The organism is Burkholderia arboris (assembly GCF_902499125.1).
Classification (GTDB): domain Bacteria; phylum Pseudomonadota; class Gammaproteobacteria; order Burkholderiales; family Burkholderiaceae; genus Burkholderia; species Burkholderia arboris.
In genome coordinates, this window is record NZ_CABVPX010000017.1 from 40,592 (window position 1) to 66,898 (window position 26,307).

Below are 26,307 nucleotides of genomic sequence, written 5' to 3' on the forward strand. Positions count from 1 at the left end.
GCCGGGCGGTTTTCGAATGGGCGCGCGTAAAACGCGCACACGCTCAGTGCAGGATCTTCGCGAGGAAGTCCTTCGCGCGTTCCGATTTCGGATTCGAGAAGAAATCGTCCTTGCGGTCGTCCTCGACGATCGCGCCCTTGTCCATGAAGATCACGCGATGCGCGACCTTCTTCGCGAAGCCCATCTCGTGCGTGACGACCATCATCGTCATCCCTTCCTGCGCGAGTTCGACCATCACGTCGAGCACTTCGTTGATCATCTCGGGATCGAGCGCGGACGTCGGCTCGTCGAACAGCATCGCGATCGGGTCCATCGACAGCGCGCGCGCGATCGCGACACGCTGCTGCTGACCGCCCGACAGCTGGCCCGGAAACTTGTGCGCGTGCGCCTTCAAGCCGACGCGATCGAGCAGCTTCATGCCCTTCTCGTTCGCTTCGTCCTTGCCGCGACCGAGCACCTTGACCTGCGCAAGCGTCAGGTTCTCGGTGATCGACAGGTGCGGGAACAGCTCGAAATGCTGGAACACCATCCCGACCTTCGAGCGCAGCTTCGACAGGTTCGTCTTCTTGTCGCCGACCGACTGGCCGTTCACGAGGATCTCGCCCTGCTGGAACGGCTCGAGGCCGTTCACGGTCTTGATCAGCGTCGACTTGCCCGAGCCCGACGGGCCGCACACGACGACCACTTCACCCTTCTTGACCTCGGTCGTGCATTCGGTGAGGACCTGAAACTGGCCGTACCACTTCGAAACGTTCTTGATGGAAATCATCTTGTGACCTTTTTCTGGAGACCCTTGACGAGAGCAGACGCCAACGAGCAAATCACGAAATAGCATGCGCCGGCGAACAGGACCATCTCGACGGTCGTGCCGTCGCGATCGCCGATGTTGGCCGCCGTGCGGAAGAAGTCCGCGAGACTGATCACGTACACGAGCGACGTATCCTGGAACAGGACGATCGCCTGCGTGAGCAGCAGCGGCACCATCGCCCGGAACGCCTGCGGCAGGATCACGAGGCGCATCGCCTGCGCGTAGTTCATGCCGAGCGCGAACGCGGCGTTCGCCTGCCCGCGCGGCACCGCCTGGATGCCGGCGCGGATGATCTCGGAATAATACGCGGCTTCGAACAGCGAGAACGCGACCATCGCCGAGGCGAGGCGGATGTCGATCGTCGGCGACAGCCCGAGCACGCCCTGCAGCAGCTGCGGCACGATCAGGAAGAACCACAGCAGCACCATCACGAGCGGAATCGAGCGGAACACCGTCACGTAGCCCTGCGCGAACCACGCGAGCGGCTTGACGCCCGACAGCCGCATCAGCGCCAGCAGCGTGCCCCAGACGATCCCGACCACGATCGCGATCAGCGTGATCTGGAACGTGACGACCGCCCCCGTCCACAGCGTCGGCAGCGCGCCGGGAATACTACTCCAGTCGAACTGATGCATCACTTGCCTCCGATATAGCCGGGCAGCCGCGTGCGGCCTTCGATCCAGCGCATGAACGACATCACGACGAGGTTGATGATCACGTACGCGAGCGTGACCGCGATGAACGACTCATAGGTCTGCGCGGTGTAGTCGACGAGCTGGCGCGCCTGCGCGGACAGGTCGAGCAGGCCGATCGTCGACGCGACGGCGGAGTTCTTGAAGATGTTCAGGAATTCCGACGTGAGCGGCGGCACGATGATCCGGTACGCAACCGGCAGCAGCACGTAGCGATACGTCTGCCATTGCGTGAAGCCCATCGCGAGGCCGGCCGCGCGCTGGCCCTTCGGCAGCGCGTTGATCCCCGAGCGCACCTGTTCGCACACGCGCGCGCCCGTGAACAGGCCGAGACAGATGATCGACGCGGTGAAGAACTGCGTGGTCGGCGGCAACTGCTTGATCCAGGTGCCGATCGATGCGGGCAGCAGCTCGGGTATCACGAGATACCAGACGAAGAACTGCACGATCAGCGGAATGTTCCGGAAGATCGACACGTACAAGGTGCCGAGCGCGGACAGCCATTTGTTCGGCACCGTGCGCAGCACGCCGAACAGCGATCCGACGATCAGCGCGATGACCCAGGCGACGAGCGACACTTCGATCGTCACCCAGAAGCCGGACATCAGCCATCCGAAATAAGTCGTCGGCTCGCCGGTCGACACGGGGCTCAGGAAGATGCCCCAGTTCCAGTGGTAAGACATGGGCAAGACTCCAGCAAAAAGAGACGGAAGAAGCGTGGCCTCTTCCGTCTCATTAGCGTCATTTCTGCATCAACGGCCGTGTGGTCAGTCGAGCGCCTTGTCGTTCGGGTTCGCGTACAGCTTCTTCATCGAATCGGACAGCGGGAAGTTCAGGTTCAGCCCCTTCGGCGGGATCGGGTTCTCGAACCACTTCGCGTAGATCTTCGCGGCTTCGCCCGACTTCTCGACTTGCGAGATCGCGTCGTCGACGAGCTTCTTGAAGTCGGTGTCGCCCTTGCGCATCATGCAGCCGTAGGCCTCTTCCGATTGCGGCGTGCCGACGATCACCCATTCGCCCGGCTGCTTCGCCTTCGCGCGCTCGCCCGCGAGCAGCGCGTCATCCATCATGAACGCGACCGCGCGGCCCGATTCCAGCGTGTTGAAGGAATCGCCGTGATCCTTCGCGCTGATGATGTTCATGCCCAGTTGCTTCTCGTTGTTCATCTTGCGAAGCAGGCGCTCCGACGTCGTGCCGGCAGTCGTCACGACCGTCTTGCCCTTGAGGTCGGCGAAATCCTTGACGCCCGAATCCTTCTTCGTCATCAGGCGCGTGCCGATCACGAAGATCGTGTCGGAGAACGCAGCCTGCTGCTGGCGCTCGGCGTTGTTGGTCGTCGAGCCGCACTCAATGTCGACCGTGCCGTTCTGCACCAGCGGAATGCGGTTTTGCGACGTGACGGGGATGTTCTTCACCTGCAGGTTCGGCAGGTTCAGCTTCTTCTTCACCGCGTCGACCACCTTCATCTGGAATTCGCGCGAATAGCCAACCACCTGCTGCTTTTCGTCATAGTAGGAGAACGGAATCGACGATTCGCGGTGGCCCAGCGCGATCACGCCCGTGTCCTTGATCTTCTTCAGCGTGCCCGTCTCCTGAGCATGCGCGCCGCTTGCGAACGCGCAAAGCGCCGCGACCATCAGGACTGCCTTGTGGTATTTCATTTTGGTCATCTCCTTGGCTAAAACCCGCGCCAGTGTATCAAAGTAATATTTTTGAAAGTACTGGTTGTTTACCGCACTACGAATCGCCCTGCACGAAGCCTTCCTCCCGGCTCCGGGCGCCCCGAATGCGCGCGCGGGCGATGCCGGATCCGGCACCGCCCGCGAGGGTTCATATCCGCAATCGGGTGGATTGCGTCATGAATTGATCATAGTCAACGATCAGGGGTAGAGGCCACGCATTTCGCGCGCCATCAGGATGCGTTTGCACGCAACGATGAACGCCGCCGTACGCACCGTCACCTTGTGCTCTTCCGCGACCGCCCACACACCGGCGAAGGCTTCGCGCATCACGCGCTCGAGACGGTGGTTGATCTCGTCTTCCGTCCAGAAGAAGCTCGAGAAATCCTGCACCCACTCGAAGTACGACACGGTCACGCCACCTGCGTTCGCGATCACGTCGGGGATCACGAGCACGCCGTTCGCGCTCAGGATGTCGTCCGCCGCCGTCGTCGTCGGGCCGTTCGCGCCTTCGACGATGATCTTCGTGCGGATCTTCGCTGCGTTCTTCTCGGTGATCTGGTTTTCCAGTGCCGCCGGGATCAGGATGTCGGTCTCGACCGTCCAGAACTCGTCGTTCGGCATCGGTTCAGCGCCTTCGAAGCCCGCGACGCCGCCCGTGCGTGCCACGTGGTCGAGCAGCTGGTTCGAATCGAGGCCGGCCGGCTGGTAGATCGTGCCCGTGTGATCCTGCACCGCGATCACCTTCGCGCCCGCTTCCTGGAACAGCTTCGCCGCGATGCCGCCGACGTTGCCGAAGCCCTGCACCGCGATGCGCGCGCCTTCGATTTCCAGGCCCTTCTTCTTCGCCGCTTCGGAGCCGACGACGAACACGCCGCGGCCCGTTGCTTCCTTGCGGCCGAGCGAACCGCCGAGCGCGATCGGCTTGCCGGTCACGACGCCGGTCGACGTCTGGCCCTGGTTCATCGAGTACGTGTCCATCATCCACGCCATCACCTGTTCGTTGGTGTTGACGTCCGGCGCCGGAATGTCGGTGTTCGGGCCGATGATGATGCCGATTTCGCTGGTGTAGCGGCGCGTCACGCGCTCGAGCTCACCACGCGACAGCTTGCGCGGGTCGACGCGGATGCCGCCCTTCGCACCGCCGTACGGCACGTTCACTGCTGCGTTCTTCACGGACATCCAGGCCGACAGCGCCATCACTTCCGACAGCGTCACGTCCTGGTGGTAGCGCACGCCGCCCTTGCCCGGGCCGCGCGACACGTTGTGCTGCACGCGATAGCCCTCGAAGTGCGCGACGGTACCGTTGTCGAGCTCGATGGGGCAGTCGACGATCAGGATGCGCTTCGGACGCTTCAGCGTTTCGAGCCAGCGCGACAGCGAACCGAGGTACGGCGCGACGCGATCGACCTGCTGAAGGTAGTTGCCCCACGGGCCGAGATCGTCGGCGTGCAGGTAGGACGGGATGGACTGCTGTTGCGAAGACATGGATGCTCCAACGTTCAACGAAGTGCGCACATTGTCGAAAAACCCGTTTTTTTTATCCAATGCCGTTTGCTTATTCGATTATGCGTTTCTTGCATGATCGCGATTTTTCGCAAATCTGCGGTCGATTTGCGCAAGAACGCCCGCGATCGGCCGTGCATCGCGCCCGGGAAAAATCGCACGGAATGGGCGCGGGCAGGCCGCCGGACAGGCGTCCGACAGGCGCTGCAAGCCCGCCGTCAGCCGGCCGGGCCCGACCGGCCGCGGTAAATTAACCGCCGGCGGTTAATTCGCGGGGTCGCGCAGTTCGTCGCGCACCACGTCCCACAGCGCACGCACGAGCTTCTGGCGCGGATCGTCGCCCTGCAGCGCGAGCTTGTCGCAGTACAGCCGGATTTCCATCGTCAGCGTGAACGGATGCGCGCCGCCGCGCACCGACCGGTCGAGCCGGATCAGCCGGCCGCCCGCAACCGCGTCCTCGACCGCGCTGTGCGGCAGGAACGCGACGCCGTGGCCCGCGAGCGCCATCGCCTTCAGCCCTTCGGCCATGTCGGTTTCGTAGACGCGATCGAGGAACAGCCGCGTCGGCGCGTTCGCGATGATGACTTCGGTCATCCGGCCGAGATACGCGTTCGGCGTGTACGACAGGTACGGCACGCGCGCGTCGGCCGCGCCCGGCAGCGTATAGCGCGGGCGGCCCGCACGGCCGGGCGCCGAGAACGGGCTGATCGGCTCGCTGCCGAGGATCAGCATGTCGTAGCGCGCCGGGTCGAGCGCGACGGGGTGGCTCGGGTGGTGATAGCCCATCACGAGATCGCAGCCGCCCTCGACGAGCGACAGCACCGCGTCGTGCACGTTCAGCGCGCGCAGCCGCGTGTGGACCGGGCCCATCTTCGCCTCGATCCGCTGCAGCCAGCGCGGAAAATACGTGAGCGACAGCGTGTGCGGCACCGCGAACTCGATCGTCGGCACCGGCGCGCCGACGTGGCCGCGCAGCAGCGTGCGTGCCTCGTGCGCCTGCGACAGCATCGTCAGCGCCTGTTCGTAGAAGATCTGGCCGGCCTGCGTGAGCCGCGTCGGATAGACCGAACGATCGATCAGTTCGGTCGCGAGCCATGCCTCGAGCGCCTGGATCCGCCGCGAAAACGCGGGCTGCGACACGTGCCGCAGCTCGGCGGACCGGCTAAAGCTGCGCGTTTCCGCGAGCGAGACGAAGTCTTCGAGCCATTTCAGTTCCATGCAGGCGGGCGCGGCGGGCGGCGGTCGGGAAGAAGCCTGCATTCTACCGGCGGGCGGGCCCGGCCGGCGGCAGCGCGCACGGCCCGGCAAGCCCGCGGCGAACCCGCGCCGGCGCGGCGGCGGCACGCGGCAACGGCGGCCGGCCGCCGGTCCCCGGGATCGTCGCGCGCCAATGGTAAAATGCCGGATTCTCCTCCCCTCGCTCGACCCGGCCCCAAGGCCCGCCCGATCATGTCCGACACTCGTCCCGATACGCTTTTCGCCCTCACCGCGCTCTCGCCCATCGACGGCCGCTACGCCAGCAAGACCGAAGCGCTGCGCGACTGGCTCTCCGAAGCCGCCTTCATGCGCCACCGCGTCACCGTCGAGGTGCACTGGCTGATCGCGCTGTCGCGCGCCGGCTTCGCGGAAGTCCCGCGCTTCTCCGATGCGTCCGAGCAGTTCCTGCTGCAGCTCGCCGAGCGCTTCACCGCGCACGACGCCGCCCGCATCAAGGAAATCGAGCGCGTGACGAACCACGACGTGAAGGCCGTCGAATACTGGCTGAAGGAATCGGTGAAGGGCCAGGCCGAACTCGAGAAGGCCAGCGAATTCATCCACTTCGCGTGCACGTCCGAGGACATCAACAACACGTCGCACGGGATGATGCTCGCCGGCGCGCGCGAACACGTGATCCTGCCGGCGCTGCGCACGGTCTACCAGCGCCTCGTCGCCCTCGCGCACGCGCACGCCGAGCAGCCGATGCTGTCGCGCACGCACGGCCAGCCGGCCAGCCCGACGACGCTCGGCAAGGAACTCGCGAACGTCGCCGCACGTCTCGCGCGTGCGATCACCCGTATCGAGAAGGTCGAGATCCTCGGCAAGATGAACGGCGCGGTCGGCAACTTCAACGCGCACCTGTCCGCGTATCCGGAATTCGACTGGGAAGCGTTCTCGCGCGACGTGATCGAAAACCGCCTGAAGCTCGCGTTCAACCCGTACACGATCCAGATCGAGCCGCACGACTACATGGCCGAGCTGTTCGATGCCGTGGCGCGTGCGAACACGATCCTGCTCGACCTCGACCGCGACGTGTGGGGCTACATCTCGGTCGGCTACTTCAAGCAGAAGACGAAGGCCGGCGAAATCGGCTCGTCGACGATGCCGCACAAGGTCAATCCGATCGACTTCGAGAACTCGGAAGGCAACCTGGGCCTCGCAAACGCGACGCTGCGCCACCTCGCCGACAAGCTGCCGGTGTCGCGCTGGCAGCGTGACCTGACCGACTCGACGGTGCTGCGCAACATGGGCGTCGCGCTCGGCTACTCGCTGCTCGCGTACGACTCGCTGATCCGCGGCCTCGACAAGCTCGAAGTGAACCCGCAGCGCCTGAACGAAGATCTCGACAACTGCTGGGAAGTGCTGGCCGAGCCGGTGCAGACGGTGATGCGCCGGTTCGGCATCGAGAATCCGTACGAGCAGCTGAAGGAACTGACGCGCGGCAAGGGCATCACGCGCGAAGCGCTGCAGGAATTCGTCGGCACGCTCGCGATCCCGCAGGACGCGAAGGATCTGCTGCTCGCGATGACGCCCGCGTCGTACATCGGCAAGGCCGTCGAACTCGCGAAGCGGATCGCGTAAGCGCCGCCGTCTCCAGACGAGAAAAAGCCCGATGCGAGCAATCGCATCGGGCTTTTTTGTTGGCTGCCGCAGGCCGCAGCCAGTCAGAACGAGATCATCCGCCCCGGGTTCAGCGCGCTCATCACGCTCATCGCGGCCTTCGCGGCGGGAATCGCGATCGGCGACAACTGCCGGCCGAGCGGAATCGCACGGTGATCGATGCCCGTGAGCATCGAGAAATCGTCGTTGCGGCCGACGAAATCGTCGCAGATCGCCTTGCCGATCCGCACCGTCTGCGCGACGCCGTGGCCGCTCCAGCCCTGCACCATGTACATCGGCACGCGGCCGTCGGTCTTGCGGCTATCGGTGGCGCCGTTCAGCGTGAAATCGCTGACGCCGCTCCAGCAGTAGTCGAGCGCGAAGCTGCCGTCGGCCTGCGGAAACACCGTGTTCAGCCGCGTCAGCAGATACGCGTTGACGTCGGGCTGCGCCCAGCAGGTACCGGTGCCCTGCCCGCCGAACAGCAGCCGGTTGCCGCGCACCGGCCGGTAGTAGTCGATCTGGAACTGCGTGTCGTACACGGGCATGCCGGCCGGCATCAGCGTTGCGACATCGACGTCGAGCGGCGCCGTCACGCTCACGTACGTGAAGAACGGCACGGTCGTCGCCGCGCCGTCGTCGAGCAGCCGGAACGTCGCGTTGTGCAGCGCGAGCACGACACCCTTGCGCGCGGTGATCGTGCCGCCCGGCGTCGTCGCGACGACGCCCGCCGGCGTCTCGTCGAGCTCGAGCACCTCGGTGCCCTCGAACAGCGCGCCGCCATTCAGCCGGAAGCCGTGCACGAGGCCGCGCACCAGCGCGAGCGGATGGATCTGCCCGCCGATCGCGTCGATCGCCGCACCGTGGTAAAGCCCCGAGCGCACGTATTCGTCGTGCAGCTGGTGGCGGCCGACGAGCGTCACGCCCGCGTCGCCGAGATGGCGGCGCGCATCCGCGCCGTCGAGCAGCGCACTCATGTGGCCCGGGTGAACGGCCGCCGTGACGTGGCCGCGCTTGCGGTCGAGTTCGAGCGCGTAGCGCGCGCCGATCGCATCGATCAGGTCCATCGACTCGGCCGATGCGAAGCGCCACAGCCGCTTCGCATCGTCGTGCGACAGGTGGTCGATCATGTCGGCCGCTTCCCAGCGCGCGAGGCCGGGCGTCAGTTGCCCGCCGTTGCGGCCGGACGCGGCCGAGCCGACGTGATGCTTGTCGACGAGAATCGTGTCGACGCCCGCTTCCGCGAGATGCAGCGCGGCCGATGCGCCAAGCAGCCCCGCGCCGATCACGAGCACGTCGCATACGGCGTCGTGCGCGAGCGGCGCGCCGTTCGCGTGGCGCGACAGCGACGCCTCGTACCAGTTCGCCGGGCGCTCGCCGTCGTAGCGGGCCGGGTCGCACCAGTTCCAGTTGTCTTTTTCGATGTTCAGTTGCGTTTGCTCGAAACGCGATTCGCCCTGGATCAGGGGTTGATGGTTGAAAGTCATGATTGCACTTGCATGGTCTTGGGCCGCCTGTCGAAGAGCCATCTGGCTTCGCGGGTGGGGCAGCCGGTTCCACATGGGTGTCAACGAGATAAAGGGCGCAATGGCCCGTGTTGACGGCGGGCACGCTCGTGCCGCCTGGATCCCGGACTGTGCGAAAGCACGTATTGAAAGGTGCCGGGACACCCAATTTCTACACCGCAGAAATAATTCTACAGTGTAGAATAAGCTTTCGTCAAGTTTACAGCCGGCGCCGCGCCGGCATGCCAGCCCGCCTCGATGAAAGACAAACCCGCCCAGGGCCCGCGCGGCCTCGACAAGGACGCGATCGTCGCGGCCGCGCTCGCGCTGCTCGAAGACGTCGGCGAAGCCGCGTTCAGCGTGCGCAAGCTCGCGCAATCGGTCGGCTGCGACCCGATGAGCGTGCTGTATCACTTCAAGTCGAAGGAAGGCCTGAGCCGCGCGATCGCGAACGCGCTGTCGCGCTCGCTCGTGCCGGTCGATCCCGCACAGCCGTGGCGCGAGCGGCTGCGCGATCTCGCGCGCCAGTACCGCGCGCTCGCGCTGCGCTACCCTGCCGCGTTTGCGCTGTTGCAGCGACACATGAGCACGGGGCCGGCCGATCTCGCGCATATCGAGGCCGTGCATCGCGCGCTGACCGATGCCGGCATCCCGCGCGCGGCGCTGCCGTCGGTGTGCGTCGGCTGGTATGCGAGCGTGATCGGCCTGGCCGCCGCCGAGGCCGGCGGTCTTACGCGCGCGGCCAACGACGTCGAGCTCGCGGAGATGAACGCGCTGTCCGACGCCGAGCATCCGCTCGTCAAGTCGGCCGCCCTGCTCTATGCGCAGCTCGACCCGGCGGCCGTGCACGACACGATGCTCGACGTGCTGCTCGACGGCATCGCACGGCGCGCGCACGCGGCCTGACCGACGCGCTCGCCGCCAATGAAAAAGGCGCCCCGAGGGGCGCCTTTTTCATGACGATTGCCGCGAACCGCAGCTCAGGGCTGCTGCGCGATGCCGATCTTCAGCATGACCTGATCGACGATCTGCTCGGGCGTCAGCTCGATGCTGACCTCGATCGCTTCGTCCGGGCCCGGCTCCTCGAGCGTGTCGAGCTGGCTCTTCAGCAGCGACGGATCGAAGAAATGGCCGGTGCGGCTCTTCAGGCGCTCGTGCAACACCTCGAACGAACCCTTCAGATACACGAACCGCACGTCGGTGTCGGTGCCGCGCAGCACGTCGCGGTACGACCGCTTCAGCGACGAGCACGTGAACACGGCCGTCTCGCCGGCACGCTGCTTTTCCTCGATGGCCGCGCGGATCGTGCGCAGCCACGGCCAGCGGTCGTCGTCGGTCAGCGGAATGCCTTGATGCATCTTTTCCTTGTTCGCCGCGCTGTGAAACGCGTCGCCGTCGGTATAGGTGCATGACAGGCGTTCCGCCAGCATTTCGCCGATTCGCGACTTGCCCGCGCCCGACACGCCCATTGCGATCAGAATCATTGACTACCCCTTGTTACAGAACCATGCTCAGCAGCAACGTGAAACTGAGACCGAGCACCGAGATGATGGTTTCAAGCAGCGACCAGGTCTTGAACGTCTGACCGACCGTCATCCCGAAGTATTCCTTGATCAGCCAGAAGCCGCCGTCGTTCACGTGCGAGAAGATCAGCGAGCCCGAGCCCGTGGCGAGCACCAGCAGCTCCGGGCTGACCGTCGTGCCGGCCGCCGCCGCGATCGGTGCGACGATGCCGCAGGCCGTCGTCATCGCGACCGTCGCCGAACCCGTCGCGAGACGCATCAGCGCCGCGACGAACCAGCCGAGCAGCAGCGGCGACAGGTGCGCGTGCTTCGCGGTCTCGACGATCTGCTGCGAGATCCCGCTGTCGCGCAGGACGCCGCCGAAGCCGCCGCCCGCGCCGACGATCAGCGTGATCCCGGCGATCGGTGCCAGGCACTCGCTGCAGAACTTCTGGATCTGGTCGCGGTTGAAGCCCTGCAGCTTGCCGAACGTGAAGAAGCTCACGAGCACGGCGATCAGCAGCGCGACGTCCGAGTTGCCGGCGAAGCGCAGCAGGTTGTTCGGCAGCGACTTCGGCGTGAACAGCAGGTCGGCCCAGCTGCCGACGAGCATCAGCACGACGGGCAGCAGGATCGTGAACAGCGTGATGCCGAAGCTCGGCAGTTCGCGCTTGCGGCCGTCCGCGTGCGAATCGACGAATTGCGACGCCAGCGGGTTGTTTTCCGGCAGCTTCACGAACTTCGAGATCGTCAGCGCGAACAGCGGGCCCGCGATGATCGCGGTCGGCACGCCGACGAGCAGGCCGAACGCGATCGTCTTGCCGATATCGGCGCCGTATTGCTGAACGGCGAGCAGCGCGGCCGGGTGCGGCGGGATCAGCCCGTGCACGACGGACAGGCCGGCCACCATCGGCAGGCCGACGACGAGCAGCGACTTGCCGGTGCGCTTCGCGACGTTGAACGCGATCGGGATCAGCAGCACGAAGCCGACTTCGAAGAACACCGGCAGGCCGACGATGATCGCGACGAACATCATCGCCCAGTGGATGTTCTTTTCACCGAACCAGTCGATCAGCGTGGTCGCGATCCGTTCGGCGCCGCCCGATTCGGCCATCATCTTGCCGAGCATCGTGCCGAGGCCGACGACGATCGCAATGTGGCCGAGCGTGCCACCGGTGCCCGCCTCGAACGACTTGACGATCTTGTCCATCGGCATGCCGACGACGAGACCGAGGCCGAGCGACACGATGATCAGCACCAGGAACGGGTAGATCTTGTAGCGCGCGATCATCAGGATCAGCGCGGCAATCGCGATCAGCGTGAATACGAGCAGCATGCTGCCTTGAACAGCCCCCATGTGGCACTCCTCCTAGAATTGTTCGAACCGGGCGAGTTGTTGCGAGTATGCCCGGCTATGCAGGTCTCCGAAACACGGGGGGTACCCACCCCGTCAGGACGCTGAATTTTACTTATCTTTGCGGCCTGCGGATAGAACCGGTTCCATCAGCAAAAACCCTCGGTAAAACAAGCACTAAGCGCTTGTCACCGAGGGTCGATCCTTCATTTCATACAAGCATCAGCGGGGCAACTGGCTCGCGGCTTGCGCGAGGCGCGTGACTTCGGCCCAGTCCTGCGCGGCGAGCGCGGCCTTCGGCGTGAGCCACGAGCCGCCAACGCACACGACGTTCGGCAGTTTCAGGAAGTTCGGCGCGGTTTCGACGGTGATGCCGCCCGTCGGGCAGAACTTCAGCGCCGGGAACGGGCCGTGGAACGCCTGCAGCATCGGCACGCCGCCCGCCTGCTGCGCGGGGAAGAACTTCACGATCTCGTAGCCGAATTCGAGCGCCTGGATGATGTCGCTCGGCGTCATCACGCCCGGCAGCAGCGGCAGGCCCGCGTCGAGCGACGCGAGGTGCAGCTCCTTCGTCAGGCCCGGCGACACGCCGAACTTCGCGCCCGCGCGCTTCGCCTGCGCGCAGTGCTCGGGCTTCGTGATCGTGCCGACGCCGACGACGATGTCGTCCGCGAGCTGGCTCGCGCGCTGGATCGCTTCCAGGCCGGCCGGCGTGCGCAGCGTGATCTCGAGTACCTTCACGCCGCCCGCGTGCAACGCGCGCGACACGTTTTCACCCTGCTCGACCGAGTCGAATGCGAGCACCGGAATGACCGGGCCCAGCTTCACGATTTCAGCAATCGTCTTCATTGAATTGGCTCCTTGAAATTCATGCGGCGACGTGGGCGGCCGTTTCGCCGACCAGCGTCCCGAAAACCGATGCGCCCTGCTCGGCCGGCGCCGCGGCCGCGCGGAACACGCCGAACAGTTCGCGCCCGAAACCGACTTCGTTCTCGGCCTGGTGCAGCGGCTGCGCGACCGGGCGCGCGTGCCACTCGGCGTCGTCGACCTCGATGTCGAGCACGCCGGCTTCCGCGTCGATCACGAGCGTGTCGCCCGTCTTCACCTTGCCGAGCGGGCCGGCCAGCAGCGCCTCCGGCGACACGTGGATCACGGCCGGCACCTTGCCCGACGCGCCGGACATGCGGCCGTCGGTGACCAACGCGACGTGGAAGCCCTGATCCTGCAGCACGCCGAGCAGCGGCGTCAAACGGTGCAGCTCGGGCATCCCGTTCGCGCGCGCGCCCTGGAAGCGCACGACCGCGACGAAATCGCGCTTCAGCTCGCCGCGATCGAAGGCTTCCTGCACGGCTTCCTGCGAATCGAACACGATCGCGGGCGCCGTCACCTTGCGGTGCTCGGGTGCGACCGCCGAAATCTTGATCACGCCGCGGCCGAGCCGGCCCTGCATCAGGCGCAGGCCGCCGTCCGGCTGGAACGGGTCGCGGATGCCGCGCAGCACTTTCGTGTCGTGGCTCTCGGCCGTGCCGTCGACCCACGTCAGCTTGCCGTCGATCAGCTTCGGCTCCTTCGTGTAGTGCGTGAGACCCTTGCCGGCAACCGTCGTCACGTCCTCGTGCAGCAACCCGCCCTCGAGCAGGTTGCGCACCAGGAACGCGACGCCGCCCGCCGCGTGGAAGTGGTTCACGTCGGCCTTGCCGTTCGGGTAGATCTTCGCGAGCAGCGGCACGACGGCCGACAGTTCGTCGAAGTCGTTCCAGTCGATCAGGATGCCGGCCGCGCGCGCGATCGCGACAAGGTGCAGCGTGTGGTTGGTCGAGCCGCCCGTCGCGAGCAGCGCGACGATCCCGTTGACGATCGCCTTCTCGTCGATCACATGGCCGATCGGCGTGTAGTGGCCGCGCTCGACGGTCAGGTCGAGCACGCGGCGCGCGGCCTCGGCGGTCAGCGCGGTACGCAGCGGCGTGTGCGGATGAACGAATGCGGAGCCCGGCAGGTGCAGCCCCATCAGCTCCATCAGCATCTGGTTGCTGTTCGCGGTGCCGTAGAACGTGCAGGTGCCGTGGCCGTGATATGCGGCCGATTCGGCTTCGAGCAGCGCGTCGCGGCCGACCTGGCCGGTCGCGAACTGCTGGCGGATCTTCGCCTTGTCGTCGTTCGACAGGCCGCTCGTCATCGGGCCGGCCGGCACGAAGATGGTCGGCAAATGGCCGAACTGCAGCGCGCCGATCAGGAGGCCCGGCACGATCTTGTCGCAGATGCCGAGGCAGAGCGCCGCGTCGAACATGTTGTGTGTGAGCGCAATCGCCGTGCCCATCGCGATCGCTTCGCGCGAGAACAGCGACAGCTCCATCCCCGGGTTGCCCTGCGTGACACCGTCGCACATCGCCGGCACGCCGCCCGCGAACTGCGCGACGCCGCCGTTCTCGCGCGCGGCCGCCTTGATGATCTCGGGGAAATCCTTGTACGGCGCATGCGCGGACAGCATCTCGTTGTACGAGGACACGATGCCGATGTTCGGCTCGCGGATTGCCTTGATCGAGAACTTGTCGTTACCCTCGAGGCCCGCGAAGCCATGCGCGAGGTTCGCGCACGACAGCGCGCCGCGTGCCGGGAACTTGCCCTGTGCGCCGTCGATGCGCTGCAGATAGGCGGAACGGGTCGATTGGCTGCGGGCGATCACGCGTTCGGTGACCTTCGCCAGAGTGGGGTGCAGCGACGTCATGCTGGGCGCTCCTGTATGCCGGCCGACACCGGCGGTTGGAATCGTGGGGACCGTCGAGTGCTTCGACTGAACGAAGCCAGTCTAGTAGAAAAACTACAAGCGCGCAATGCGGGTTGATGGGCGCGCAACCCTTATTCCCGCCACCAGCAAGGCTTTACCTAGTGAAAACCCTAATCACCCACCCCGCCTTGACGTCGAACACCTCGAAACAACGCTAGTATTTTCATGTAGATTTTCTACAATTCGATTGCGATACACTCGCTCATCCGAACCCGATTTCCACATGCCGTCCCATGCTGCCTCGCATTGAAGCGATCCGCGCCGACCTGCGCCCGTCCGAGCGCAAGCTCGCCGACTACATCCTCGCCGCACCGCGCGAGGTGCTCGACCTCGCCATGACCGAGCTGTCGACGCGCGCGGGCGTCAGCCAGCCGACGATCGCGCGCTTCTGCCAGGCGCTCGGCTGCAGCGGCTTTCGCGAATTCAAGATCCGGCTCGCGCAGAGCGTCGCGCCGGGCGTGTCGTCGGTGTACCGCGACGTCGAGCCCGACGAGCCGGCGCCCGGCATCATCGGCAAGGTGTTCGACCGCACGATCGGCGCGCTGATCGAAGTGCGCAACAGCCTGTCCGCGGGCAGCGTCGCCGACGCGATCGCGCTGCTGTCGAATGCGTCGCGGATCGAGTTCTACGGCGCCGGCGGCTCGGGTATCGCCGCGCAGGACATCCAGCACAAGTTCTTCCGGCTCGGCGTGCCGAGCGTCGCGTACTCGGATCCGCACACGTTCTCGATGTCGTCGGCGCTGCTCGGGCCGCACGACGTCGTCGTCGCAATCTCGAACACGGGCCGCACGCGCGACATCGTCGACGCCGCGCGCTCCGCGCTCGCGTGCGGCGCGAAAGTCGTCGCGATCACGCAAAGCCATTCGCCGCTCGCGAAGCTCGCGACCGTCAGCCTCGCGTCGAACGTCGCCGAGGAAACGGACGTGTTCTCGCCGATGACGTCACGCATGTCGCATCTCGCGATCGGCGACATCCTCGCGGTCGGCGTCGCGCTGTCGCGCGGCCCCGCGCTGATGGAGCGGGTCGGCCGTGCGAAGGAAGCGATCACGCGGCGCCGGATCGACGACGGCACGAAGGATTGAACCGGGATCGTGCGCGAAACGGCACAGCGTGTAAACGAACAACGGCGCCCCTCGGGGCGCCGTTTTGCATGATTCGAAGCGGTACGCGCCCGCCGGCCGTGCGTGGCCGGCCGCGCCGCTCAGAACGGCTTGATCACGACCAGCGCGACCGCCGCGAGCATGCCGAGCACCGGCAGCTCGTTGAACACGCGATACCACTTGTCGGTGCGGCGGTTCTCGCCGCGCTCGAACACCCGCAGCAGATGCCCGCAGTACGCGTGGTAGATGACGAGCAACAGCACGACCGTCACCTTCGCATGGATCCAGCCCTGCCCCTGCCCGATGCCGATCACGAGCCACAGCCACAGCCCGCAAGCCAGCGCCGGCACCGCGATCATCGTCATGAAGCGGAACAGCTTGCGCGCCATCAGCAGCAGGCGCCGCACCGCGGCCGGATCGGTCTCCATGGCCAGGTTCACGTAGATGCGCGGCAGGTAGAAGAGCCCCGCGAACCACGCGGCGATCAGAACGACATGGAACGTCTTGACCCAGAGCATTGCCATTGGTGGTGCGCCTCGCTGGTTACTGGCGGCCTTCGCCGTGTCCGAGCACGACGTACTTCAGCGACGTCAGCCCTTCCAGGCCGACGGGGCCGCGTGCGTGCAGCTTGTCGTTCGAGATGCCGATTTCCGCGCCGAGGCCGAATTCGAAGCCGTCCGCGAAACGCGTCGACGCATTGACCATCACGCTCGCCGAATCGACTTCGCGCAGGAAACGCATCGCGCGGTCGTGATCCTCGGTGACGATCGCATCCGTGTGATGCGAGCCGTAATGGTTGATGTGCTCGATCGCGGCGTCGAGGCCGTCGACGACCTTGATCGCGAGCACCGGCGCGAGATACTCGGTGTGCCAGTCTTCCTCGGTCGCATCGACGAGCGGGCCGACGCCCGCATCGGCGAGCACCGCGCGCGCAGCCGCATCGACGCGCAGTTCGACCTGCTTGTCGCGATACAGCTTGCCGAGCGGCGGCAGCAGCGCGGCCGCGATGCCGCTCGACACGAGCAGCGTCTCCATCGTGTTGCAGGTGCCGTAGCGGTGCGTCTTCGCGTTGTCGCACACAGTCAGCGCCTTGGCGAGATCGGCGCGATCGTCGACGTACACGTGGCAGATGCCGTCGAGGTGCTTGATCATCGGCACGCGCGCCTCGTTGATCAGGCGTTCGATCAGGCTCTTGCCGCCGCGCGGCACGATCACGTCGACGAATTCGGTCATCGTGATCAGCTTGCCGACCGCCGCGCGATCGGCCGTCGCGACGACCTGCACCGCGTCCTGCGGCAGGCCGGCCGCCTCGAGCCCTTCGCCGATCAGCTTCGCGAGCGCCGCATTCGATTCGAGCGCTTCGGAGCCGCCGCGCAGGATCGTCGCGTTGCCCGACTTCAGGCACAGCGCGGCCGCGTCGATGGTCACGTTCGGGCGCGATTCGTAGATGATGCCGATCACGCCGAGCGGCACACGCATCTGGCCGACCTGGATCCCGCTCGGGCGGAACTTGAGGTTGCCGATCTCGCCGATCGGATCGGCCAGCGACGCGACCTGGCGCAGCCCTTCGACCATCGTCTTCAGCGCCTTGTCCGACAGCGTCAGGCGGTCGACGAACGCCGCATCGAGCCCCTTTTCGCGGGCACGGGCGACGTCGCGTGCATTCGCGTCCTTCAGCACCTGCGCGTCGCGTTCGATCGCGCGGGCCACCGCGTCGAGCGCCGCGTTCTTCGCGGCCGTGCTGGCGCGCGCCATCGCGCGGGAAGCGTGCCGGGCGCGACGGCCCAGGTCGGTCATGTACTGATCGATATCCATCGTGTGACTCGAGAAGCGCGCCGCGCGGAGCGGCATGAATTCGTGGGGGAAGCGTGGGGCGGCCATCCGCGGGACAGCCATCCGGCAAAGCAGCGGCCGAGAAGCCGCGCCAGCTATCGAGACATTGTAAGCGGGTTGCGCACTGCGCGCTGAAGGCCCGGACGGGACTTAGCGTCGCACGCGACCCGCGGTCGGCGGTCGCTCGCCGCGCGCCCCCGCGACCGTCATCGCGAGCTGGAACAGCCCGTCCCACGGATCGGGCGGCGGTTCGTCCTGCGTGCGGCGGCCCGGCGCGACGGCCGTGAGCCCCTTGACCTGCCGGTCGAGCTTCGCGGCAAACGCGAGCGCCTTCTCGAGCGCGGCTTCCGATACGCGGTTCAGTGCGGGGCCGATCAACCGCTCGCGCGGCCCCCACACGCGGTTCTCGCGCAGCAGCGTCGCCAGCGGCTTGCCGGCCGTCGCGCCGCGCTTGATCCGCAACAGCGTGCGCAATTCCTCGACGACGGCCCACATCACGAGCACGATTGCCTCGCCCTCGCCCTTCAGCCCGTCGATCATCCGCGCGAGCCGCGCGGCGTCGCCGGCGAGCATCGCTTCGTTCAGCTTGAACACGTCGTAGCGCGCGACGTTCAGCACCGCGTCGTGCACCTGCTCGAACGACAGCGCACCTTGCGGATACAACAACCCGAGCTTCTGGATTTCCTGGTGTGCGGCAAGCAGGTTGCCTTCGACGCGCTCCGCGATGAACTGCAGCGCGCGCCGCCCGTCGTCGCCGGGCGCGGCACGCTGGCCCTGCATCGCGAGACGCTGGCCGATCCAGTTCGGCAGCTGCGCACGGTCGACCGGATCGATCTTCAGCGCGACGCCGCCGTTCTGCAGCGCGGTAAACCATGCGGATTTCTGCGTGGCCGCATCGAGACGCGGCAACGTGACGAGCATCAGCGCGTCGGGATTGGGCGTGGCCGCGAGCGTCTTCAGCGCGTCGGCGCCTTCCTTGCCGGGCTTGCCCGACGGAATGCGCAGCTCGATCAGCTGGCGCTCGCCGAACAGCGACATCGCCTGGGTCGCGCCGAGCAGCACGCTCCAGTCGAAGCCGCGCTCGACCGTATGCACCGAACGCTCGGTGAAGCCGGCCGCACGCGCGGCCGCACGAATGCGGTCGCACGCTTCCTGCGCGAGCAGCGGCTCGTCGCCGTAGACGGTATAGAGCCCGGCCAACCCCTTCGCGAGGTGCGGCTCCAGTGCATCAAGTCGCAATTGCATCGATACGTGCGCCGTCGATCAGAGCGGCGGCGGCGGCAGCGGTGCGCGCGGCGCAACGCCCGGCACCACGTCCTCGGGCGCCGGCGTCAGCGAGTGGACGATCGCGAGACGCCGCATCAGCTGGTCGACCGCGTCGCTCTGCATGTCGCCGTACAGGATGTCGGCTTCCTGCGACTTCGCGTTCGTGTACTGGTCGCTGTACGTCATCGCGCGGTTCAGCGCGATCACGCTCGGCGGAATCAGCACGGTGCCGTCCTTGCTCGCCAGCGTGTAGCGCAGCGTGTAGAAGAGCGCGTATTCCTGCGCGGAACCATACTTGTTGAGCGTCAACGTGTTCTGGCCACGCGATTCCCACATGGTCAGCACGGCGTCGGCGTCGTCCGCCGACTTGACGATCTTCGTGTCGCTGCCGGCCTCGACGAGACGCGTGAGCCGCGCCTCGACGGGTGCCGGCGCGCCGGCCACCATCAGGTGCTTGAACGCGTAGTCCTGCTGGCCGCGCAACTGGAAGCCGCATGCCGACAGCATGACCGCGCTGCCGGCGAGCATCAAAAACGATCTACGGATCACCTTCGCTCCTTCTGGGTACGTCCGACGGCCGCGGCCGTCAGACGACGATGTTCACGAGGCGGCCCGGCACGACGACGATCTTCTTCGCCGGCTTGCCGTCGCTGAACTTCGCGAACGCTTCGTCGGCCACCGCCGCGGCTTCGATCGCCTCGCGGCTCGCGTCCTTGGCGACCTTCAGCGCGCCGCGCACCTTGCCGTTCACCTGCAGCACGAGTTCGATCTCGGCCTGCTCGAGCGCGGCCTCGTCGACCTTCGGCCACGGCGCATCGAGCAGCGGGCCGAATTCGTCCGCGTAGCCGAGCGCCTTCCACAGTTCGAACGTGACGTGCGGCACGACCGGGTACAGCACGCGCAGCAGCACGCCGTACGCCTCGCGCAGCACGCCGGGCGTCGCGCCCTTCGCGCCGTCGATCGCGTTCAGCATCTTCATCGCGGCCGACACGACCGTGTTGTACTGCAGGCGCTGGTAGTCGAAATCGGCCTGCTTCAGCACGCTGTAGATCTCGCGGCGCAGTGCCTTGTCGGCTTCGCCGAGCGCAGCGGCATCGAAGCCCGCACGCACGGCAAGCGCTTCGCGGTTGCCATAGCCGAAGCTCCACACGCGGCGCAGGAAGCGGCTCGCGCCCTCGACGCCCGCGCCCGACCACTCGAGCTGCTGCTCGGGCGGCGCCGCGAACATCGTGAACAGGCGCGCGGTGTCGGCGCCGTACAGGTCGATCAGCACCTGCGGATCGACGCCGTTGTTCTTCGACTTCGACATCTTCTCGATGCCGCCGAGCACGACCGGCTGGCCGTCCGCGTTCAGCGTCGCGCCGACCGGGCGGCCCTTGTCGTCGTGCGTGACCGTCACGTCGACCGGGTTGTACCAGGTCTTCTTGCCCGATGCGTCTTCGCGGTAGAACGTTTCGTTCAGCACCATCCCCTGCGTGAGCAGGTTCTTCGCCGGCTCGCCGAACTTCACGAGGCCGAGGTCGCGCATCACCTTGGTCCAGAAGCGCGAATACAGCAGGTGCAGGATCGCGTGCTCGATGCCGCCGATGTATTGATCCATCGGCATCCAGTAATCGGTGCGCGCGTCGACCATCGTGTCGGCGTCCGGCGCCGTGTAGCGCGAGAAGTACCACGACGAGTCGACGAACGTGTCCATCGTGTCGGTTTCACGCTTCGCGGCCGCGCCGCACTTCGGGCACGCGCAGTTCACGAATGCTTCCGACTTCGCGAGCGGGTTGCCCGAGCCGTCCGGCACGAGGTCTTCCGGCAGCACGACCGGCAGGTCCTGCTCCGGCACCGGCACGTCGCCGCACGACGGGCAGTGGATGATCGGGATCGGCGTGCCCCAGTAGCGCTGGCGCGATACGCCCCAGTCGCGCAGGCGCCACGTGACCTGCTTGTCGCCGAAGCCGCCGGCGTTCAGGTCGGCCGCAACCGCATCGACCGCTTCCGCGTAGCGCAGGCCGTCGTACTTGCCGCTGTTCACGCAGACCGCGGTTTCCTTGTCGCCGTACCATTCCTGCCATGCGTCGAGCGAGTACGCCTGACCTTCGGACGAGATCACCTGCCTGATCGGCAGGTCGTACTTCTTCGCGAATGCGAAGTCGCGCTCGTCGTGGCCCGGCACGCCCATCACCGCGCCTTCGCCATAGCTCATCAGCACGTAGTTGCCGATCCACACCTCGACCGGCTCGCCGGTCAGCGGGTGCTTGACCGAAAAGCCCGTCGCGACGCCCTTCTTTTCCATCGTCGCGACATCGGCTTCGGCGACGCCGCCACGCTTGCATTCGTCGATGAACGCAAGCAGCTCGGGCTTGTCCTGGGCGAGGCGCGTGGCGAGCGGATGCTCGGCCGCGATCGCGCAGAACGTGACGCCCATGATCGTGTCGGCGCGCGTCGTGAACACGCGCAGCAGCTTCTGCTCGCCGTCGAGCTCGTACGGGAAGCCGAAGTTCACGCCGAAGCTCTTGCCGATCCAGTTCTGCTGCATGATCTTCACGCGCTCCGGCCAGCCGAGGCCGTCGAGGTCGTTCAGCAGCTCATCCGCATACTGCGTGATCCGCAGGTAGTACATCGGGATCTCGCGCTTCTCGACGAGTGCGCCCGAGCGCCAGCCGCGACCGTCGATCACCTGCTCGTTCGCGAGCACGGTCTGGTCGACCGGGTCCCAGTTCACGGTGCCCGTCTTCTTGTACGCGATGCCCTTCTCGAGCATCTTCAGGAACAGCCACTGGTTCCACTTGTAGTAGTCGGGCTTGCACGTCGCGATCTCGCGCGACCAGTCGATCGCGAGGCCCATCGACTGCATCTGGCCCTTCATGTAGTCGATGTTGTCGTAGGTCCACTTCGCGGGCGGCACGCCGTTCGCCATCGCGGCGTTCTCGGCCGGCATCCCGAATGCATCCCAGCCCATCGGCATCAGCGTGTTGTAGCCGTTCATCCGCAGATAGCGGTACATCACGTCGTTGATCGTGTAGTTGCGCACGTGACCCATGTGCAGCTTGCCGGACGGATAGGGCAGCATCGACACGCAGTAGAACTTCGGCTTCTGCGAATCTTCCTGCGTCTTGTAGGCATCGGCTGCGCGCCAGTCGCCCTGGGCGGCGGCTTCGACGTCGGCGGGTACGTATCTCTCGTGCATGGTGTGGTTCGGGCTAGGCTTTAAGCGGCGCGACGGCTCGCGCGCAGGATTGGATCGAAAATCGTGCTCGCCCGGCGCGGGAACAGGCTGGCTGTTCCCGCGCCGGGGAAAACGTCGATTATACCGCCCGTGCGGGCTCGCACGGCCGGTCTCGCGGGCCGGGGCCCGCAACGACGGCGTGTCAGGGTCTTGCCGCGGCGGCAGCCGGCGCGGCGGCGCCCGCCTGCGGCGGCATGTCGGTCACGAAACCGATCCGCGTGAGGCCCGCGGCCTGCGCGGCCCCCATCACCTGCGCGATCACGTCGTAACGCGTCGCGCGCGATGCGCGCAGCCGCAGCTCGGGCGGCGCGGCGCCCGCGGCAGCAGCCCGGAAGCGCGCGGGCAGCGCGTCGAGCGCCACGGGTGCATCGTCCCAGTACAGCTTGCCCGCGTCGTCGATCGACAAAGTGACGGATTGCGGCGTGTCGCGCGCGACGCTCGCGGCGACCTTCGGCAGGTCGAGCCGGATCGCGTGCGTCATCAGCGGCGCGGTGATGATGAAGATGACGAGCAGCACGAGCATCACGTCGATCAGCGGCGTCATGTTGATCTCCGCCATCGGCGCGGACGTCTTGTGGTGCTCGAGCCCGCCGAATGCCATGGTCGTTCCTCCCGGGCCCGTCCGTCAGGCGCCCTCTGCGCACACGAACACGTGCAGGTCGCGCGCGAAACCGTCGAGTTCCTCGGCGAGCTGCCGGACGAGCCGCCCGAGGATGTTGTAGGCCAGCACCGCGGGAATCGCGACGACGAGCCCGAACGCGGTCATGATCAGCGCCTCGCCGACCGGCCCCGCGACGTTCTCGATCTGCGCCTGCCCGCTCGCGGCGATGCTGCCGAGCGCGTGGTAGATGCCCCACACGGTGCCGAGCAGCCCGACGAACGGCGCGGTGCTGCCGATCGACGCGAGCAGCACCTGGCCGAATTCGAGACGCCGCTGCGAGCGCAGCATCGCGTGACGCAGCGCGCGCAGCACGCGTTCGCTGCGCTCGACGCGCGCGGCCAGCGCGGCCGGGTCGTGATCGTCGGCAGCGTCGCGTGCGGCTTCGGCGAGCGGCACGAACACGCGCTCGCGATCGGCGCCGGCGAGCGCGGCAATGCCCGCGTCGAGCGACGGCGCGCGCCAGAACGCGGCGAGCGCACGCGGCCCCTGCCGCTTCGCGCGGACCAGGAGCCAGGCCTTCATGAAGAGGAAGCACCAGCTGGCGACGGACATCGCCAGCAGGACATAGGCGACCGCATGCGTGATCGCATCGCCGCTTTCGAGGTAGTGGACAACGCCGGTGGGTATCGCCATCGGAGTTTCCCCGTGGGGTCAGCGCAGGCCGAGCACGTCCTGCATGTCGAACAGGCCGGCGCCACGCGCCGACAGGAAGCGGACCGCGCGCAGCGCGCCTTGCGCGTACGACACGCGGCTCGACGACTTGTGCGTGATCTCGATGCGCTCGCCGATCCCGGCGAACAGCACGGTGTGGTCGCCGACGATATCGCCGCCGCGCACGGCCGCAAAGCCGATCGACGACGGATCGCGCTCGCCCGTCACGCCGTGACGGCCGTAGACCGCGCACGCGTCGAGCGAGCGGCCGAGCGCGCCGGCGACGGCTTCGCCCATCATCAGCGCGGTGCCCGACGGCGCATCGACCTTGTGGCGATGATGCGCCTCGATGATCTCGATGTCGTAGCCGTGCGAGAAATGCTTCGCCGCGAATTCGAGCAGCTTCAGCGTGACGTTCACGCCGACGCTCATGTTCGCCGCGAACACGATGCCGATCTTGGCCGCAGCAGCCTGCAGCCCGGCTTTCTGCTCGGCGGTGAAGCCGGTCGTGCCGATCACGAGCTTCACGTCGTGGCGCAGTGCGGCCTCGATGTGGGCCATCGTGCCTTCCGGACGCGTGAAATCGATCAGGGTGTCGGCCTGCGCGAACACGGCGTCGAGGTCGTCGGTCAGCTTGATCCCGGTTTCCTTGCCGAGGAACGCACCGGCGTCCTGGCCGAGGAACGGCGAATCGGCGCGGTCGAGCGCGCCGACGAGCTGCGCGTCGGGTTCGTTGAGAACGGCTTCGATCAGCATCCGGCCCATTCGGCCCGATGCGCCGGCAATCGCAATCTTCATGGCTTTCTACACGACAGGTCTAAAGGCGGGCGGCCCGAGCCGCCCTGGTTCCGCAAGCCGGGCTTACTGCGCCGGTGCGGTGAGCGGCTGGTTCTGCAGGTTGTCCGAGCCTTGCGGGCCGACGGGCGGCGACGCCTCGTTCGACACGTTCGGCTGCGGCGGACGATGGAACTGGAACTGCGGCTGGATCGCCGGCGCGGCGCCCGGCGGCTGGCCGCCCGGCACCGGCGCGCCGCCCGAAGCCTGCGCGGACGGCGTGAAGCGGCGGGAAGCCGAACCCTGCCCCGACACCTGGTTGGTCGCGCGGTTCGCCGCGCGGGCAGCCTGTGCGTTCGCGTCCTGGTCGACCGCTGCGCCGGACGCCGGCGCGGCGGCCGGGCTGGCGACGGCTTCCGGCGCCGGCGCGTTCGCCGCTTGCGCAGCGCTCGCGGCGGCGGCCTCGGAAGCGGCCCTCGCCTTCTTCGCCGCCTCGGCAGCCTTCGCCTTCTTGCCGCCGCGGTCGCCGTCGATGTCGGCCAGCAGGTCGAGCTCGGACGGCAGGTTGTCGGCGCCGGTCCAGCCCGCGAGACGGTCACCCGAGAAGGTCACCACGAGGTCACGCTGCTGGACGATCGACGTCGAGCCGCGCTTGAAGTAGAAGAGGTAATCCCAGCGATCCGCGTGGAACATGTCCGCGAGCAGCGGCGTGCCGAGCAGTGCGCGGACTTGCTCGCGCGTCATGCCGGCCTGCAACTGCGCGGCTTTCTCCTGCGACACGAAGTTGCCCTGCACGACGGTGATCCGATAGGGCGTGATGCTCTGCGCAATGCGCTGCGTCACGCTGTCGTACGACGAACAACCCGCCAGCGCGACGACGGCGGCGGCAGCGATGATGGCACTCCGCATGCGACTCCTCTGAAAGTGCGAAAGCGATTCTGGGATCATTTCCTTCACCGTGCTGACCCGCGTACAGGTCGCGCGTGTTTCTGGAACGGCGAAAAGCCGGTAACATTGAAGCCCTGCATTGTACTCTAGGGATGCCTAGCCATGACCAATCCGACGGATCTCAAGAATATCGGGCTAAAGGCCACCCTACCGCGCCTCAAGATTCTCGAGATCTTCCAGCAGAGCCCCGTGCGCCACCTGACGGCTGAAGACGTCTACCGGAACCTGCTCAACGAGCAGCTCGACATTGGGCTCGCCACCGTCTATCGCGTGCTCACGCAGTTCGAGCAGGCCGGCCTGCTCACGCGCAGCAACTTCGAATCCGGCAAGGCCGTGTTCGAGCTGAACGAAGGCTCGCACCACGACCACCTCGTGTGCCTCGATTGCGGCCGTGTCGAGGAATTCTTCGACGCCGAGATCGAAGGCCGCCAGCAGGCGATCGCGAAGGAGCGCGGCTTCCGGCTCCAGGAGCACTCGCTCGCGATGTACGGTTCGTGCACGACCGAGAACTGCCCGCACCGCAAGCACTGATTCGCGCCACCCGCGCACGCAGCACGGCCCGGCCGGCATCTCGCCGCCCGGGCCGTGTTCTTTTCCGGATCGCGTCGCGCGGCGCGCGGGCCGCCGGAAGGCTTACGAATGCCCTTCGACGCTCGCGCAGGCCGGCTCGAATTCGAGCGCCCATGCGCCGTCGAGCGGGATCTCGTCGCAGTTCGGCTGCGGCCCGCCGCGATCGACGATCACGAAGTCGCTGACCGCGTCGAGCGCGAGCAGCGGATGGTGCCAGACACCCTTTGCATAATTCACGCCCTGCCAGCCTTCGGCGAGGAACGCGCGCATCGCGTCGGGCCGGAAGTCGCCGGCCGGCGCGACGACGATCGCGTAGCGCGCCACGGCCGCGAGCGGGATGAACGCCTGGCTGCCGTGCGGATGGCGCTCCATCAGCGTGACCGCGACCGGCAGCGCGCGCGGCTGTGCGCGAAACACGCTGACGAGCGGCCGGCCGCCGTCCGCACACACGTCGATCGTCGCGAGATCGTGAAAGCGCTCGGTCGTGCCGCCGTTGATCGGGAAATGCCGTGCGCCTTCGAGCGCGATCACGTCGCCGAACGGCGCGAACGCGTCGCGGGTCAGGCGCTCGACGCGCAGGATGCGGGATCCGGTCAT

Annotated in this window: 25 protein-coding genes; 4 read left to right on the top strand and 21 right to left on the bottom strand. The window is 66.8% G+C overall.

The features are described 5' to 3' along the window. Positions 1–43: 43 nt before the first annotated feature. The 6 genes from BLA15945_RS20830 to BLA15945_RS20855 form a co-directional block, all read right to left on the bottom strand. The gene (locus BLA15945_RS20830; protein WP_059236129.1) at positions 44–769 is read right to left on the bottom strand and encodes an amino acid ABC transporter ATP-binding protein; all 726 of its coding nucleotides are present in this window, start codon (positions 767–769) and stop codon (positions 44–46) included. Then, entirely contained in the window at positions 766–1,443 is a 678-nt protein-coding gene (gene gltK / locus BLA15945_RS20835; protein ID WP_011350948.1) for a glutamate/aspartate ABC transporter permease GltK, read from the bottom strand. The genes BLA15945_RS20830 and gltK overlap by 4 nt, the downstream gene beginning before the upstream one ends. Continuing rightward, positions 1,443–2,183: an amino acid ABC transporter permease gene (locus BLA15945_RS20840; RefSeq protein ID WP_059236131.1), complete on the bottom strand. Its 741-nt coding sequence runs from the start codon at positions 2,181–2,183 to the stop codon at positions 1,443–1,445. The genes gltK and BLA15945_RS20840 overlap by 1 nt, the downstream gene beginning before the upstream one ends. 84 nt (positions 2,184–2,267) lie before the next feature. Continuing rightward, entirely contained in the window at positions 2,268–3,161 is an 894-nt protein-coding gene (locus tag BLA15945_RS20845) for a glutamate/aspartate ABC transporter substrate-binding protein (RefSeq protein WP_059236133.1), read from the bottom strand. Between the two features lie 219 nt (positions 3,162–3,380). Then, positions 3,381–4,667: a Glu/Leu/Phe/Val family dehydrogenase gene (locus tag BLA15945_RS20850; protein ID WP_059236135.1), complete on the bottom strand. Its 1,287-nt coding sequence runs from the start codon at positions 4,665–4,667 to the stop codon at positions 3,381–3,383. Positions 4,668–4,949: 282 nt separating this feature from the next. Further along, on the bottom strand, positions 4,950–5,903 hold the full coding sequence (locus BLA15945_RS20855) for a LysR substrate-binding domain-containing protein (protein ID WP_059236137.1): 954 nt from the start codon (positions 5,901–5,903) through the stop codon (positions 4,950–4,952). Between the two features lie 231 nt (positions 5,904–6,134). On the opposite strand from BLA15945_RS20855, the gene purB reads away from it, so the two are divergent. Beyond that, on the top strand, positions 6,135–7,523 hold the full coding sequence (gene purB, locus BLA15945_RS20860) for an adenylosuccinate lyase (RefSeq protein ID WP_059236139.1): 1,389 nt from the start codon (positions 6,135–6,137) through the stop codon (positions 7,521–7,523). 83 nt (positions 7,524–7,606) lie between these two features. Here purB and BLA15945_RS20865 read toward each other — a convergent pair whose 3' ends face one another. Next, a complete protein-coding gene (locus BLA15945_RS20865; RefSeq protein ID WP_174993269.1) occupies positions 7,607–9,028 on the bottom strand; it encodes an NAD(P)/FAD-dependent oxidoreductase in 1,422 nt (473 codons plus the stop codon). 276 nt (positions 9,029–9,304) lie between these two features. On the opposite strand from BLA15945_RS20865, the gene BLA15945_RS20870 reads away from it, so the two are divergent. Then, positions 9,305–9,952 carry a TetR/AcrR family transcriptional regulator gene (locus BLA15945_RS20870; RefSeq protein WP_174993270.1) on the top strand — a complete coding sequence of 216 codons (648 nt, stop codon included), beginning with the start codon at positions 9,305–9,307 and terminating at the stop codon, positions 9,950–9,952. A gap of 74 nt (positions 9,953–10,026) precedes the next feature. On the opposite strand, the gene BLA15945_RS20875 is transcribed toward BLA15945_RS20870, so the two are convergent. From BLA15945_RS20875 to edd, 4 genes are all read right to left on the bottom strand, one after another. Then, entirely contained in the window at positions 10,027–10,530 is a 504-nt protein-coding gene (locus BLA15945_RS20875; protein WP_059236145.1) for a gluconokinase, read from the bottom strand. 13 nt (positions 10,531–10,543) lie between these two features. Then, positions 10,544–11,905 (bottom strand): GntP family permease, encoded by a 1,362-nt coding sequence (locus tag BLA15945_RS20880; protein WP_059236147.1) that lies wholly within the window; start codon positions 11,903–11,905, stop codon positions 10,544–10,546. A gap of 219 nt (positions 11,906–12,124) precedes the next feature. Then, on the bottom strand, positions 12,125–12,751 hold the full coding sequence (eda, locus tag BLA15945_RS20885) for a bifunctional 4-hydroxy-2-oxoglutarate aldolase/2-dehydro-3-deoxy-phosphogluconate aldolase (protein ID WP_059236150.1): 627 nt from the start codon (positions 12,749–12,751) through the stop codon (positions 12,125–12,127). 19 nt (positions 12,752–12,770) lie between these two features. Next, positions 12,771–14,627 (bottom strand): phosphogluconate dehydratase, encoded by a 1,857-nt coding sequence (edd, locus tag BLA15945_RS20890; protein WP_059236152.1) that lies wholly within the window; start codon positions 14,625–14,627, stop codon positions 12,771–12,773. Between the two features lie 293 nt (positions 14,628–14,920). Here edd and BLA15945_RS20895 point away from each other — a divergent pair, with 293 nt between their 5' ends. Then, positions 14,921–15,769, top strand: a complete 849-nt coding sequence (locus tag BLA15945_RS20895) for a MurR/RpiR family transcriptional regulator (protein ID WP_059236154.1) — start codon at positions 14,921–14,923, stop codon at positions 15,767–15,769. A 119-nt stretch (positions 15,770–15,888) separates the two neighbouring features. Here the strand turns inward: BLA15945_RS20895 and BLA15945_RS20900 are convergent, their stop codons facing one another. From BLA15945_RS20900 to BLA15945_RS20940, 9 genes are all read right to left on the bottom strand, one after another. Further along, on the bottom strand, positions 15,889–16,311 hold the full coding sequence (locus tag BLA15945_RS20900) for a CopD family protein (protein WP_128841871.1): 423 nt from the start codon (positions 16,309–16,311) through the stop codon (positions 15,889–15,891). A gap of 19 nt (positions 16,312–16,330) precedes the next feature. Further along, on the bottom strand, positions 16,331–17,602 hold the full coding sequence (locus BLA15945_RS20905; protein WP_059236909.1) for a glutamate-5-semialdehyde dehydrogenase: 1,272 nt from the start codon (positions 17,600–17,602) through the stop codon (positions 16,331–16,333). A gap of 168 nt (positions 17,603–17,770) precedes the next feature. Then, positions 17,771–18,865: a DNA polymerase III subunit delta gene (holA, locus tag BLA15945_RS20910; RefSeq protein WP_059236156.1), complete on the bottom strand. Its 1,095-nt coding sequence runs from the start codon at positions 18,863–18,865 to the stop codon at positions 17,771–17,773. 18 nt (positions 18,866–18,883) lie between these two features. Continuing rightward, positions 18,884–19,435: an LPS-assembly lipoprotein LptE gene (locus BLA15945_RS20915; protein WP_059236158.1), complete on the bottom strand. Its 552-nt coding sequence runs from the start codon at positions 19,433–19,435 to the stop codon at positions 18,884–18,886. A 37-nt stretch (positions 19,436–19,472) separates the two neighbouring features. Then, the gene (gene leuS / locus BLA15945_RS20920) at positions 19,473–22,067 is read right to left on the bottom strand and encodes a leucine--tRNA ligase (RefSeq protein WP_059236160.1); all 2,595 of its coding nucleotides are present in this window, start codon (positions 22,065–22,067) and stop codon (positions 19,473–19,475) included. Between the two features lie 181 nt (positions 22,068–22,248). After that, positions 22,249–22,707: an ExbD/TolR family protein gene (locus tag BLA15945_RS20925; RefSeq protein WP_059236163.1), complete on the bottom strand. Its 459-nt coding sequence runs from the start codon at positions 22,705–22,707 to the stop codon at positions 22,249–22,251. A gap of 24 nt (positions 22,708–22,731) precedes the next feature. Further along, a complete protein-coding gene (locus tag BLA15945_RS20930; protein WP_174993271.1) occupies positions 22,732–23,400 on the bottom strand; it encodes a MotA/TolQ/ExbB proton channel family protein in 669 nt (222 codons plus the stop codon). Positions 23,401–23,418: 18 nt separating this feature from the next. Then, positions 23,419–24,216, bottom strand: a complete 798-nt coding sequence (dapB, locus tag BLA15945_RS20935; RefSeq protein WP_059236167.1) for a 4-hydroxy-tetrahydrodipicolinate reductase — start codon at positions 24,214–24,216, stop codon at positions 23,419–23,421. Positions 24,217–24,279: 63 nt separating this feature from the next. Next, a complete protein-coding gene (locus BLA15945_RS20940; RefSeq protein ID WP_174993272.1) occupies positions 24,280–25,101 on the bottom strand; it encodes an outer membrane protein assembly factor BamE in 822 nt (273 codons plus the stop codon). Between the two features lie 141 nt (positions 25,102–25,242). Here BLA15945_RS20940 and fur point away from each other — a divergent pair, with 141 nt between their 5' ends. Beyond that, complete coding sequence (gene fur / locus BLA15945_RS20945) at positions 25,243–25,671, top strand: ferric iron uptake transcriptional regulator (protein ID WP_011350926.1); 429 nt, start codon at positions 25,243–25,245, stop codon at positions 25,669–25,671. 102 nt (positions 25,672–25,773) lie between these two features. On the opposite strand, the gene BLA15945_RS20950 is transcribed toward fur, so the two are convergent. Further along, positions 25,774–26,307: an ureidoglycolate lyase gene (locus BLA15945_RS20950; RefSeq protein WP_174993273.1), complete on the bottom strand. Its 534-nt coding sequence runs from the start codon at positions 26,305–26,307 to the stop codon at positions 25,774–25,776.